General features: G+C 72.1%; 7 protein-coding genes and 1 pseudogene. 4 read left to right on the top strand and 4 right to left on the bottom strand.

What is annotated here, in order from left to right; translation table 11 throughout:
• The first annotated feature begins 253 nt into the window (after positions 1–253).
• The 3 genes from M8J73_RS11375 (at position 254) to M8J73_RS11365 (ending at position 5,412) form a co-directional block, all read left to right on the top strand.
• Positions 254–2,053: a glycoside hydrolase family 3 protein gene (locus tag M8J73_RS11375; RefSeq protein ID WP_249828561.1), complete on the top strand. Its 1,800-nt coding sequence runs from the start codon at positions 254–256 to the stop codon at positions 2,051–2,053.
• A gap of 154 nt (positions 2,054–2,207) precedes the next feature.
• Positions 2,208–2,882, top strand: a complete 675-nt coding sequence (locus tag M8J73_RS11370) for a hypothetical protein (RefSeq protein WP_372503931.1) — start codon at positions 2,208–2,210, stop codon at positions 2,880–2,882.
• A 115-nt stretch (positions 2,883–2,997) separates the two neighbouring features.
• Positions 2,998–5,412, top strand: coding sequence for a serine/threonine-protein kinase (locus tag M8J73_RS11365; protein WP_055541503.1), 2,415 nt, complete (start codon positions 2,998–3,000; stop codon positions 5,410–5,412).
• Between the two features lie 83 nt (positions 5,413–5,495).
• On the opposite strand, the gene M8J73_RS11360 is transcribed toward M8J73_RS11365, so the two are convergent.
• From M8J73_RS11360 to M8J73_RS11350, 3 genes are all read right to left on the bottom strand, one after another.
• Positions 5,496–6,926, bottom strand: coding sequence for a S28 family serine protease (locus M8J73_RS11360; RefSeq protein ID WP_055541502.1), 1,431 nt, complete (start codon positions 6,924–6,926; stop codon positions 5,496–5,498).
• 186 nt (positions 6,927–7,112) lie between these two features.
• Entirely contained in the window at positions 7,113–7,460 is a 348-nt protein-coding gene (locus M8J73_RS11355; protein WP_240501611.1) for a hypothetical protein, read from the bottom strand.
• A 171-nt stretch (positions 7,461–7,631) separates the two neighbouring features.
• On the bottom strand, positions 7,632–11,393 hold the full coding sequence (locus M8J73_RS11350; protein WP_249828574.1) for an ABC transporter ATP-binding protein: 3,762 nt from the start codon (positions 11,391–11,393) through the stop codon (positions 7,632–7,634).
• A 633-nt stretch (positions 11,394–12,026) separates the two neighbouring features.
• On the opposite strand from M8J73_RS11350, the gene M8J73_RS11345 reads away from it, so the two are divergent.
• A complete protein-coding gene (locus tag M8J73_RS11345) occupies positions 12,027–12,320 on the top strand; it encodes a hypothetical protein (protein ID WP_055543140.1) in 294 nt (97 codons plus the stop codon).
• Between the two features lie 584 nt (positions 12,321–12,904).
• Here M8J73_RS11345 and M8J73_RS11340 read toward each other — a convergent pair.
• Positions 12,905–13,163: pseudogene (locus M8J73_RS11340) on the bottom strand (ABC transporter); the annotation flags it as partial.

The raw sequence follows: 13,163 nt of genomic DNA, 5'->3' as shown, positions 1-13,163 counted from the left end.
GCGGCCCGTCGGCCTCGCCGCTGGCTGCGATCGCTGACCATCCCTCTCCACCGCCTGCGGCCGGCAGCACGCCGTCACCGGCGCGCCCCCCTCCGACAGCGCCGGTGACGGCCCCTCCGACACGCACCCCCGGCGCCCCTCCCCACCGCCGCCCGACCCCGTCCCGTGCGCTCCCTTGACCGGAAGAAACTTCCCGGATATTCGTGACTCCTCGGAAGTTTCCTTCAGTGGATCTTCTCCGGAAGGAGCGCACGTGCCCTCCAGACGTACCGTCCTCGCCGCCTCGGCGGGCGTCACCGCGGCCCTGGCCGTCGGCCCCACCGCGCAGGCCGACGGACCCGACGACAAGCGACTGCGCCGCCTCGTCTCCCGTATGACGCTGAAAGAGAAGGTCGGCCAGCTGTTCGTGATGCGGGTCTACGGTCATTCCGCGACCCGGCCCGACCAGGCCGACATCGACGCCAACCTCCAGGAGATCGGCGTCCGGACGGCCGCCGAGCTGGTGGCGAAGTACCGGGTCGGCGGGATCATCTACTTCTCCTGGGCGCACAACACCCGCGACCCGCACCAGATCGCCGCGCTGTCGAACGGCATCCAGAAGGCCTCCCTCAAGCTGCCGCGCGGGCTGCCCGTGCTGATCTCCACCGACCAGGAGCACGGCATCGTGGCCCGCGTCGGCAAGCCGGCGACGCTGCTGCCGGGCGCGATGGCGCTCGGCGCGGGAGGCTCTCCGACCGACGCCCGCGAGGCCGGGCGGATCGGCGGGGCCGAACTCCGCGCGCTCGGCATCCGCCAGGACTACGCGCCCGTCGCCGACGTGAACGTCAACCCGGCCAACCCGGTCATCGGCGTCCGCTCCTTCGGCGCCGACCCGACGGCTGTCGCCGGGCTGGTCGCGGCGCAGGTGAAGGGGTATCAGGGGTCCGGGGTCGCGGCGACCGCCAAGCACTTCCCGGGGCACGGGGACACGGCCGTGGACAGTCACTACGGCTTCCCCGTCATCGAGCACACCCGGCAGCAGTGGGAGACCCTCGACGCTCCGCCGTTCACGGCGGCGATCCGGGCCGGCATCGACTCGATCATGACCGCGCACATCATGGTCCCGGCCCTCGACCCGTCCGGCGACCCGGCCACCCTCTCCCGCCCCATCCTCACCGGCATCCTGCGCGAACGGCTCGGCTACGACGGGGTCGTGGTCACCGACTCGCTCGGCATGCAGGGCGTACGGGAGAAGTACGGCGACGACCAGGTGCCGGTGCTGGCGCTGAAGGCCGGCGTCGACCAGCTCCTCAACCCGCCCTCGCTGGACGTCGCGTGGAACGCGGTCCTGAACGCCGTACGCGCCGGGGAACTGACCGAGGCCCGCCTCGACCGGTCGGTGCTGCGGATCCTGCGGCTCAAGGCGAAGCTGGGGCTCCTCGACAAGCCGTACGTCACCGCCGCGGGCGTCGACCGGGTGGTGGGCGTCCGGCGGCATCTCGACGCCGCCGACCGGATCGCCGAGCGGACCACGACCCTGCTGGTCAACGAGGGCTCGCTGCTGCCGCTGTCCCGGCGTACGCACAAGAAGGTGCTGGTCGTCGGCGCCGACCCGGCGTCCCCGTCGGGCACCACGGGCCCACCGACGGCCGTCCTCGCCGCCGAACTCGCCTCCCTCGGCTTCACCACGAGCCGGCTGCCCACCGGTACGGCGCCCACCCAGGCCCTCATCGACCAGGCGGTCGCGGCGGCGCGCGGCAAGGACGCGGTGGTCGTGGGGACGTACAACGTGACGGCGGGCAGCACCCAGAGGACGTTGGTCGAACGGCTCCTCGCCACCGGGGTCCCGGTGGTCGCGGTGGCGCTCCGCAACCCCTACGACGTGGCTCAACTGCCGCAGGTGAAGGGGTATCTGGCCGCGTACTCGTGGACGGACGTCGAGATGCGGGCCGCCGCCCGGGTGCTGGCCGGGCGGGTCGCGCCGCGCGGACGGCTGCCGGTGCCGGTGCAGCGGGCCGACGAGCCGACCCGGGTGCTGTACGCCATCGGACACGGGCTGACCTACCCGTCCTGACCGACCCGCTCCGTCCCGGCGTACGGGCCCTGACGTACGGAACCTACGCCGCTCTCCTCGCACACCACACCCGCAACGTACGCAATGCGCCCGGTATGCCGGGCAGGGCTCGGCGCCTCCGGGTCACGCTGGACGCGTACGTCGGGGGGTGATCATGCGAGGGGTGCGCCGCGCCGGAGGGGTGCGTCCGGCGGCCGGGCTCGCCGCGGCCGCCGCGCTGGCCGTGCCGCTGCTGTCCGGCTGCCAGGTCTGGCGGGGCGATGCGGGTCCGGATCCCGAGGAGCGGACGACGACCACGGCGCCCACCCGGCCCGCCGGGTACGGGACCGTGTTCCTCGGGATCGACGAGTGCAGCTCCTTCGGGACGACCAGCTTCACCGAGGTGCCCTGCGCCAGCGAGCGGGCCGCCGCCCGGGTCGTCGCCCGCCATGACGGAACGGTCCCGCAGGGGCCGCCGTGTCCGGCGACCACCGACTTCGTCCTCCACATCAGCGAGTCACGGCCCGCTCCCGGCGCGGACGAGGACGGCGACGGCTCGGTACCGCAGGGCTACGCCTGCATGCGCAAGCTCCAGCCGCCGCACCCGGGCGACCCCGGCGGCGGCGGCGGACCCCGCACCATCGTCGGCGACTGCGTCTACGGCGCGGGGCGCGGCGAGGTCCGCGAGACGGCCTGTGACGCCGAAGGCGACGGTGACAGCGGCGGCGGGCACGCCCCGGAGTACCGGGTCACGGCCGCCGTCGAGAAGAGGACCCAGTGCCCCGTCTCCACCGACCTGTACGTGCAGCTGGGCGGCAGCAAGCCGGTGGGCTGCGCCCGACCCGTATGAACTCCCGGTGCCGCGCGGACGGTTGACGACACCCCAAGTCGAACACCCCTCCGAACGGCCGCATGCCGGATCGATATCATCCGCTTACGGTCCGTACGACGACGGTGGGGGGACGATGGCCCAGGAAGCCCAGGGCGCTCCGGGCAACGAGGAGCTGCCGGACATCCCCGGCTACCGCATCGACTCCCACCTCGGCTCCGGCGGCATGGGCCACGTCTATCTCGGCACCTCGCCGTCGGGCCGCCAGGTCGCCGTGAAGGTGATCCGCGGCAACCTCGCCCACCAGCCCGACTTCCGCGGCCGTTTCCGGCGTGAGGTGACCGCCGCCCGGCAGGTCAGCGGGGCCTTCACCGCGCCCGTCGTGGACGCCGACCCGGACGCCGACCCGCCCTGGATGGCGACCCTCTTCGTGCCGGGGCAGCCACTCGACGAACGGGTCACCAAGGGGCCCGCCCTCACCGACGAGGAGCTGTACCGTCTCGCGACCGGGCTCGCGGAGGCGCTGCGGGACATCCACCGCGTCGGGATCGTGCACCGCGACCTCAAGCCGGGCAACGTGCTGCTGGCCGACGACGGGCCCCGGGTCATCGACTTCGGCATCGTGCGCGCGGCCGACGACGCCGCGCTCACGGCCCCCGGGCTCACCGGCACCGGCGTCACGATCGGCACGCCGCCGTTCATGTCGCCGGAGCAGATACGCGCCCAGAAGGACGTCGGGCCGCGCAGCGACATCTTCTCGCTGGGCTCGATGCTGACGTACGCGGCGAGCGGACGGGTGCCGTTCGACGCGACGGACGTGTACACGCTGGTGTACCAACTCGTGCACGAGCCGCCGAAGCTGGACGCCCTGCCGGGCTGGCTGCGGCCGACGGTGGAGCGCTGCCTGGCCAAGGAGCCGGAGGACCGCCCCGACGCGGCGGAGTTGCTCTCCCTGCTGGCCGACACGTACCCGGGCACCTTGGAGGGGCCCGCGACCCCGCCGGCCGCGAGCCCGACCCCCGGCGCGGGCGCGGACGGGGCGGCCGGCACTGCCTCGGAAGAGGCCGTGGACGCGGCGACCGACACAGGCTCGGACGGGGGCGTGGACGCGGCGACCGACACAGCCCCGGGCGCGCGCGGGGACACCGCGTCCGTCTCCGGGGCGGACGCCGACACCGCCTCCGACGCCACGGACATGGGGTCCGTGACGACGGACCTGGGCCGCCTCCCCACACCCCCGCCCCGGCGCGTGCGCCGCCGCCGGGCACTGGCCGTGGCGGCGGCGGTCGTGGCGGTGAGCACGATCGCGGGCGGGCTGGTGTACGGGTTCCGCGAGGGCGGGGAGGCCACCGGGACGGGGCCCACGACGCGCGCGCGTACCGTGACGACCCAGCCGAAGGGCTCCGCCGAGTACATCGCGGCCCGGTCCGGCTCCGGCAACTTCTCGTTCGCGTACCACGACAGCCCTCAGCGCCGCCCGGACGGCTGGCGGCAGTGGCAGTACAACCTCCAGAACAGCGACTGCGTGTACGCCGACTCGTCCCTGGTCTGCATCGGCGACCGGGCCGTCCGGATCGACGCGGCCACCGGCAAGGAGCTGTGGCGCAACAGCAAGGTCTCGACGTACGGGAACCAGAACAGCCCGGTCGTCGTGGGTGACATCGCGGTCGTCAACGTCGGCGACCGCCTCGTGGGACTCTCGCTCGCCGACGGCTCCGTGAAGTGGCGCTATGCCACGGCGGTGCTCGCCGAGCGCATGATGAGCGACGGCGAGCGGGTGTACTCGCTCACCGAGGACGGCACGGTGTACTCCGTCGACGCGCGCACGGGCACCAAACCCTGGGTCGAGGGCTCCCACATCCCCAGCAGGAGCGGCGCGGCCGGGCAGCGGGTGCTGGGCGACCGGTACTACGTCTTCACCACCAAGGACACCGAGGTCGGCGACGACTACGTCACCGTCCTCGACAAGGACAACGGCAGGCGCCTCACCTCCTTCAAGCTGCCCGCGGTCTGCTCGCCCGGCACGGAGGCACTGCTGGAGGAGGACGGCAAGCCGCAGTTGTACTGCGCCGCCGTGGACAAGTACTCGGCGCCGTTCGGCCAGGGGGTGCTCCGCATGGAACTGGCCAAGGGTGCCGAGGTGACCCGCACGGAGGCCGGAGCGACCCTGGGCGCCGGACAGGACGGACCCGAGCTGTCGGTGACGCCGGGCCGGGTGATGTACGTGGCGGCCACCGCGACGGGCGGCGAACTGGTCTCCGTCGACGCGGCCCGGCGCAAGGAGCTGTGGCGGGTGCCGATCCCCAGCAAGGGCCAGACCGACGCGCCGCCGATCCAGGCCGGTGACCGGGTCTACGTGGTCAACAGCCGGGGCGCCGCCGCCTTCGACGCGCGTACCGGCAAGCTGTTGTACCAGCACAGCGTGCCGTACCTGGACGACGAGAGCGGCTTCGACACCGGCCTGGACACCGAACCCCTCGTCGCCGGCGGCATTCTCTACGCGCCCTCGAACAAGGCCGGCTGGGTGGCGCTGGACACCGAGGCCACCTGAGCCCTCCGGGGCAGCCGGACGCCGAACACGGGTGAGCCCCGGTGCCGCCGTCGGGCGGCACCGGGGCTCTGGCGCGCGTGGTGTTACGGACGCAGCGTCATCTCGCGCTCGACGTCGCGCTTGTCGAGCTTGCCGTCGAACTTCGCGAGCGGCTTGGCCTTGCTCGCGTCCTGCTGGACCGCGGCCGGGGCGACGCCCGCCCACTTCAGGATGCGGGCCGTGGCGAGGTCCTTCTCCGACTCGACGAGGCCGGCGACCCGGGCGCCGTGGTTGGCGCCGGGGGCCGTGAAGACGTACGAGTCGCGGGCCTTCTTGCCGAGGTGGAACGGCTCGGCGCCCCACGGGTCGTTCTCGCCGTACACGAAGAGCATGTGGCGGGCGTTGTTGCGGACCCAGGTGTCGACGTCACGCATGGCGTGCGGCTGGAACTTCATCTTGATGTCCCGCGGGACGAAGTTCCGCGGCGGCTGGTAGCCGTAGCGGATGTACTTCTTCTCGATGTGCGGGAACCTGATGGTCGGCGCGCCGAGCTGCGTGCCCGCCTGGTAGTAGTACGGCGTGTACGTCTCCAGGCCCTGGTCGGCGTAGGCGGAGAAGCCGGAGATCGCGTCGATCGTGTTCCAGATCTCGTCGTCCGTGGCGGCCTTGGCGTTCTTCGGGATGGTGTCGCTGTCGCAGTCGGCGAGCAGGCTGTACTGCCAGAAGCCCCACACGTAGTCGAGGACGACGGCCTCGTACGCCTTGTCGAGGCTGCCGATGGTGTTGAAGGTGAGGTTCTCGGCGGCGGCGAACTCCGCGTACTTCTTCTCCAGCGGCTCGCGGCGCACCAGCGCCTCGCGCTGCACCGCGTTCAGCCGGTCGCGGCACTCCTTGGTGCCGACCTTCGCGAAGAACCGGTCGTACGCCGAGTCCTCCTTGTTCACCACGTCGTTGGGGGCCACGTAGGCGACGACGCCGTCCATGTCCTTCGGGTAGAAGCGCTCGTAGTACGTGGCGGTCATGCCGCCCTTGGAGCCGCCCGTGGAGACCCACTTCTTGTCGTAGATCTTCTTGAACGCCTTGAAGATGCGGTGCTGGTCGCTGGCGGCCTGCCAGATGTCCAGCTTGGTCCAGTCGGCGGGGGCCGGACGGGACGGCGTGAAGAAGCGGTACTCCATGGAGACCTGGTTGCCGTCCACGATCTGCGTGGGCTCGCGGCGGCTCGGGGTCGTGGAGACGTTGTAGCCGCCCGTGTAGAAGACCGTCGGGCGGCTGGTGTCCTTGTGCAGGACGGTGATCCGCTGCTGGAAGGTGCCCTTGCCCGGGTGGCGGTGGTCGACCGGCTGCGTGAAGTTGAGGACGAAGAAGCGGTAGCCCGGGTACGGCTTCTCCTCGATGAGGCTCACACCCGGTATCGCGAGCAGTCGGTCCTTGATGTCGGTGGTGTCCGGCTGTGCGGCGGTGGCCGCGCCCGCCGTGCTCAGAGTGCCTATGAGCACCACGAGCGACAGCACCCACCTGAGCGCTTTGCGCATGCGTTCTCTCCCCTATGGAACGGCTGTGCGCCGGAAGCTATCGGAGCGGCCGCCGGGGCACCAGGGAAGAAAGGGGCCAACTGGACTGCTTTCAGGCGCAGATGGCGGAGATAGGGAAAACCCTGTGCGCCCGGCCCCGGTCCCGGCCCCCGTCCCGGTGGCGGGGACCGTGGCGGGGGCGGGTGGTCAGCGCAGGATCCAGCCGGAGGTGTAGCGCACGGAGCCGACCCGCGCCTGCACGCACACGGGGCGCCGGCCCGCGTGCACGGTGACCGGGCCCGCCGGGTACTGCTTGTTCCGCACCCACTGCCCGGCCCACGCCCGGATGCGGATGGTGCCCTTGCGGGCCTTCCCTCCGCCCTTGCCCATGACCTGCTTGCCGGGCACGAGCACGGCGCACACATACCGGCTGCCCTTGCGGTAGACGTGCACGGTCCCGGCGTCGAAGGTCAGGGTCCGCACCTTGCGGCCTACGCAGGACGAGGCCGCCGTCGCACTGCCCGCGGGGCCGGCCAGGGCCAGCAGCCCGGCCATGGTCAGGACGGCCAGCGCGAGCGCCAGCGGCCGACGGATCGCGCCCTTCGCACCCCTGCTCACCGACTGTCCCTCCCACCGCAGAAGCGTACTGATATTCGGACGCGCGACAGGTACCGAACGGTTGCGCGACGGGAGGGAAATCGGGAGGGAAATACCGGCGGCGAACGCCTACGCCTTCATCGCCGGCTCGCCCACGAAGGTCCGCCAGAGGCGCGCGTACTGTCCGTCGAGGGCGAGGAGTTCGTCGTGGGTGCCGTCCTCGGCGACCCGGCCGTGGTCCATGACGACGACACGGTCGGCGCGGGCGGCGGTGGTGAGGCGGTGCGCCACGACGAGCGTGGTGCGGCGGCCGGCGAGACGGTCGGTGGCCTGGTTGACCTGGGCCTCGGTGGCCAGGTCGAGGGCCGCCGTCGCCTCGTCGAGCAGCAGGATGTCCGGGTTCACCAGCTCGGCCCGTGCCAGGGCGATCAGCTGGCGCTGGCCCGCGGAGAGGTTGCGGCCGCGTTCGGCGACCTCGTGGAGGTAGCCGCCGTCGAGGGTGGCGATCATGTCGTGGGCGCCGACGGCCCGCGCGGCGGCCTCCACCTCGGCGTCGGTGGCGTCGGGGCGGCCGTAGGCGATGGCGTCCCTGACGGTGCCCTGGAAGAGGTACGCCTCCTGCGGGACGACGCCCAGCCGGTGCCGGTACGAGGCGATGTCGAGGGCGCGCAGATCGGTGCCGTCGACGGTGACCCGGCCGCCGGTGGGGTCGTAGAAGCGGGCGACCAGCTTGACGAGGGTGGACTTACCGGCGCCGGTCTCGCCGACGAAGGCGACGGTCTGCCCGGCCGGGATCCGCAGGGAGATGCCGCTGAGGGCCGCCTCCTCGCCGTCGGAGCCCCCGTACTGGAAGTCCACGCCCTCGAAGGCGATGTCGCCGCACAGCGACAGCACCTCCAGGGGTTCGTCGGCGGACTTCGTGGACGTCGGCTCCTGGAGCAGTTCCTGGATACGGCCCAGGGAGACGGTGGCCTGCTGGTAGCCGTCGAAGACCTGGGAGAGCTGCTGGACCGGGGCGAAGAACAGATCGATGTACAGCAGGTACGCCACCAGGGCGCCGGTGGTCAGGGTGCCCGCGTCGACCCGCTGGCCGCCCACGACGAGCACCGCCGCTGCCGCGACCGACGACAACAGCTGCACGAACGGGAAGTACACGGAGATCAGCCACTGGCCGCGCACCCGGGCCTCGCGGTAACCGGCGCTGCCGGCCGCGAACCGCTCGCCGCTCGCGCGCTCACGCCGGAACGCCTGCACGATCCGCAGTCCGGCCACCGACTCCTGGAGGTCGGCGTTGACGACGGAGACCCGCTCACGGGCGAGTTCGTACGCCTTCACGCTCGCCCGGCGGAAGAAGAACGTACAGAAGATCAGCGGCGGGAGCGTCGCGAACACGACCAGGGCGAGCTGTACGTCGATCACGATCAGGGCGACCATGATGCCGAAGAAGGTGACGACGGAGACGAACGCGGTGACCAGGCCGGTCTGGAGGAACGTCGACAGGGCGTCCACGTCGGTCGTCATCCGGGTCATGATCCGGCCGGTCAGCTCCCGCTCGTAGTAGTCGAGTCCGAGCCGCTGGAGCTGGGCGAAGATCTTCAGCCGGAGCGAGTACAGGACGCGCTCGCCGGTACGGCCGGTCATCCTGATCTCGCCGACCTGGGCCGCCCACTGGACGAGGACCGAGAGCAGGGCCAGCAGGGACGCGGCCCAGACCCCGCCGAGGACGGCCTGGGAGACGCCCTCGTCGATGCCGTGCCGGATCAGGACCGGCAGCAGCAGACCCATACCGGCGTCGACGGCGACCAGGGCCAGGCTCAGCAGCAGCGGCAGCCCGAAGCCGCGCAGCAGCAGCCTCAGGCCGTAGGAGCGCTCGGGGGCGACCGCGCGGGCCTCGTCGATGTCCGGGGTGTCCCGCGCCGGGGGCAGCGCCTCGACCTGGGCGAGGAGCTCGGGGGTGGCGGGGGTGCCGGCGAAGGCGGCGTCCCGGGGCTCCCGGTCGCCGGTCCACAGCCGGGGCGTGATGCCGCGTTCGGCGTCGAACTCGGCGTCCAGCTCGTCCCTTATCGCGGCCCCCATCGAGTCGCGCACGGCGTCCTCGGCGGCGGGCGCCTGCGGGAGGTGGCCGGGTGAGACGCCGCCCAGCTCGTCGGGGTCGGTGAGCAGCCGCCGGTACAGGGCGGAGCGGCGCTCCAGCTCCTCGTGGGTGCCGATGTCGGCGAGGCGGCCCCGGTCGAGGACGGCGATGCGGTCGGCGAGGCCGAGGGTGGAACGGCGGTGGGCGATGAGGAGGGTGGTGCGGCCCTCCATGACATGGGTCAGGGCCTCGTGGATCTCGTGCTCGACGCGGGCGTCCACGGCGGAGGTCGCGTCGTCGAGGACCAGCAGCCGGGGGTCGGTGAGGATGGCGCGGGCCAGGGCGATGCGCTGGCGCTGGCCGCCGGACAGGGTCAGGCCGTGTTCGCCGACCTTGGTGGCGTAGCCCTCGGGCAGCTCGGCGATGAAACGGTCCGCCTGAGCGGCGCGCGCGGCGGCCACGATCTGCTCGTCGGTGGCGTCGGGGCGGCCGTAGGCGATGTTGTTGCGGACGGTGTCGGAGAAGAGGAAGGAGTCCTCGGGGACCAGGCCGATCGCGGCGCGCAGCGAGTCGAGGGTCAGCTCGCGGACGTCGTGGCCGCCGATGAGGACGGCGCCGCGGCTCACGTCGTAGAAGCGGGGCAGCAGCAGCGAGACGGTGGACTTGCCGGAGCCGGAGGAGCCGACGACGGCGAGGGTCTCGCCGGGCCGGATCTCGAAGCTCAGCCCGTCCAGCACGGGGCGGCCGTCCTCGTAGCCGAACGACACGTCGTCGAACTCGACGGTCGCGGGCGCGTCGGCGGGCAGCGTCTTCGTGCCGTCGCTCAGTGTCGGCTCGGTGTCGATCAGCTCCAGCACCCGCTCGGTGCCGGCGCGGGCCTGCTGGCCGACGGTGAGGACCATGGCGAGCATCCGGACGGGGCCGACCAGCTGGGCGAGGTACGTCGAGAAGGCGACGAAGGTGCCGAGCGTGATGTGCCCGCGCACGGCGAGCCAGCCGCCGAGCGCCAGCATGGCGACCTGGCCGAGCGCGGGGACGGCCTGGAGGGCGGGGGTGTACCTGGAGTTGAACCGGATGGTGCGCAGCCGCCCGGCGAACAGCCGGCGGCCCACGTCGCGCAGCTTCCCGGTCTCCTGTTCCTCCTGTCCGAACCCCTTCACCACGCGTACGCCGCTGACGGCGCCGTCGACGACGCCCGCGACGGCGGCGGCCTGGGCCTGCGCGTACCAGGTGGCGGGGTGCAGCCGGGCGCGGCTGCGCAGGGCGATCCACCACAGGGCGGGCGCGACGGCCAGCGCGACCAGGGTGAGCGGGATGGACAGCCACGCCATGACGACGAGGGAGATCAGGAACAGCAGGAGGTTGCCGATGGTCATCGGCAGCATGAAGAGCAGGCCCTGGATGAGCTGGAGGTCGCTGGTGGCACGGCCGACGACCTGCCCCGTGGACAGCTCGTCCTGACGGCGCCCGTCGAGCCGGGTGATCGTGCCGAACATCTCCGTGCGGAGGTCGTGCTGCACGTCGAGGGCGAGGCGTCCGCCGTAGTAGCGGCGGATGTAGGTGAAGACGTAGACGAGGACGGCGGCTCCGATGAGGGCACCGGCCCAGGGCATCATGGCGCGGGTCCTGTCCCCGATGACATCGTCGATGATCACCTTGGTGATCAGGGGGACGACGGCCATCACGGCCATGCCGGCGAGGGACGAGCCGAGGGCGAGGACGACGTCCTTGGGGTACCGCCACGCGTACGCGGCGAGTCGACGCGCCCATCCGGGCGCCCTCTCGGCCCGCTCCGGTCCCGTCGCCGGCTCTCCCATCCGGTCCTCCCCCTGTCGCGCGGCCACGCGGTGCCCTCCTCGTCGTCGTCCGGGGTCGCCCCGGAGGTATCCGGAACACACCAACGCGGGGAACTGCGGATTTCATCCCGGCGCAACAATCGGCGCCCGGCGCCGGGGCGGGGGCGGCCGGGGCGGGGGCGCCCTGGAGGCACGAGGCACGAGCTCGCACAGCGGCGATTGAGCCTACCCCCGCAGGAGCGATTTGACCGAAATCGTCACGATGACCTCCAGGCGGAGGGAGAGCATATTGCCACCTACGGGGTTTTTGGGTCGTCCACCCACAGCAGGCCGAATGACCGATATCGATCACTCGTTCGACTAACTGCTTGTAGATCCCCGAACGCCTGGGTGACCATCGGTGTCGATCAAGGGAGGCCCTGCGTCCGAGGGAGACATGGGGCCACCGGAACCAAGAGGGGGAACAAGATGAGTACTCGCACGCGCACAACCGCCATCTGCGCTGCGGCGGCCATGGCCACGATCACGCTCACTGGTCAAGCGTCGGCCACTCCGCAGAGCTCCGGCCCCGGCACGAAGTCCGCGACCTCCGCCTCCCAGCCCCCAGTCGCGGGGGGCACCGCCAGCTGCTCGACGACCGGGGCACGAGGCACCATGGGCACGAAGCGGCCCTCTGGGGACCACTGGCCCTACGCGGAGTTCAAGGTCGCTCTGTCGGTTACGGACACGGTCGCCGACGATCACCACGTACGGGTCCGCTTCCTCCACAAGCCTGTCGGGAGCCAGCAAGTCTTCACGTGGTCGTGGCACTCACTCACCTCGGGCAAGGGGGACACCCTCACACTCAGCACCACCGCCCAGGCCGAGGGCGGCATTGCTGAGACCGGGGTCGAGGTGGCGCGCTTCGAGGGCAATCGAAAGCTCAACTCCTGCACCGACTGGACCTGAGCGGCTGCGGCCGCGGTCGGGCCATGAGATGCCCCGAGACCCCGTCCACAGCGGAAAGGCTGTGGACGGGGTCTTCACACATGTGACCCGCTTACCGTCGGCGGCAAGCCTCTGCGGCACTACGGCCGCGGCCTCCCCCGCTCCTCGGTGGTGATCGCGGGCCGTAAGGTGTCAATTTCATCCCGGCGGCTCTTGAGGGCCGGTGCGGGGACGAAGCCCGGCCTCGGCCCTCTGGTGACCGGTCGGTCAGTACAGCTTCTCGACGGCCGTGGTCATGGTCTTCTTCGCTGATGAACGCCGATCCGCGGCTCCCTCCACGTCGCGGCCTCCGCCTGTTCCTGCGCGGACGGTCGACGACCCAGCCGTCTGAAGAAGGTTCGGTGACCTGCTGGGCAGCAACAGCCGCGCCCAGCCGGCCCATCCGACCGCGAGGAGCGGCCTGCTGGACGACGCCGCGTCGAGCGCCTGCGACTGCTCCCGCCCCACCTGAGGTCCACCAGCCGCCGCAGGTGAAGCCCACCGGCCCCCGCACCTGAAGCTCACCGGCCACCCCACCGGTCGGCCCCACAGGTTCCCGCACCGGATCAGCGGCCGCCGCCCCGCCCTGGCACGTGTCCGGTCCGGCGGCGCGGTTCCGGGCCGCACGCCGCCCACACGGCGAGCGTCGCCGCCAGGATCCCGGCCCACAGCGTGTGGGCGTCCGCCCAGCGCGGGTCGCCGGGGGGCACGAACAGCGCGTGCTCGTAGGGGAGGAACACGGCCGCCGCGACCGGGAGCGCCGGCAGCGCGGCGGCGACCGCCGGGCCCGGCAGCCGGACCGCGCTGAACCGGACCGCCGCCCCG

This window comes from Streptomyces neyagawaensis, from assembly GCF_023516595.1.
Taxonomy (GTDB): domain Bacteria; phylum Actinomycetota; class Actinomycetes; order Streptomycetales; family Streptomycetaceae; genus Streptomyces; species Streptomyces neyagawaensis.
The sequence above is the reverse complement of the archived record's forward strand: the minus strand, read 5'-3'. Positions and strand labels throughout refer to the sequence as shown.

Coding starts and splice junctions, on each gene's coding strand:
- M8J73_RS11370 (WP_372503931.1), top strand. CDS start 2,208: ATGCGAGGGGTGCGCCGCGCCGGAGGGGTGCGTCCGGCGGCCGGGCTC.
- M8J73_RS11365 (WP_055541503.1), top strand. CDS start 2,998: ATGGCCCAGGAAGCCCAGGGCGCTCCGGGCAACGAGGAGCTGCCGGAC.
- M8J73_RS11360 (WP_055541502.1), bottom strand. CDS start 6,926: ATGCGCAAAGCGCTCAGGTGGGTGCTGTCGCTCGTGGTGCTCATAGGC.
- M8J73_RS11355 (WP_240501611.1), bottom strand. CDS start 7,460: ATGGCCGGGCTGCTGGCCCTGGCCGGCCCCGCGGGCAGTGCGACGGCG.
- M8J73_RS11350 (WP_249828574.1), bottom strand. CDS start 11,393: ATGGGAGAGCCGGCGACGGGACCGGAGCGGGCCGAGAGGGCGCCCGGA.
- M8J73_RS11345 (WP_055543140.1), top strand. CDS start 12,027: ATGGGCACGAAGCGGCCCTCTGGGGACCACTGGCCCTACGCGGAGTTC.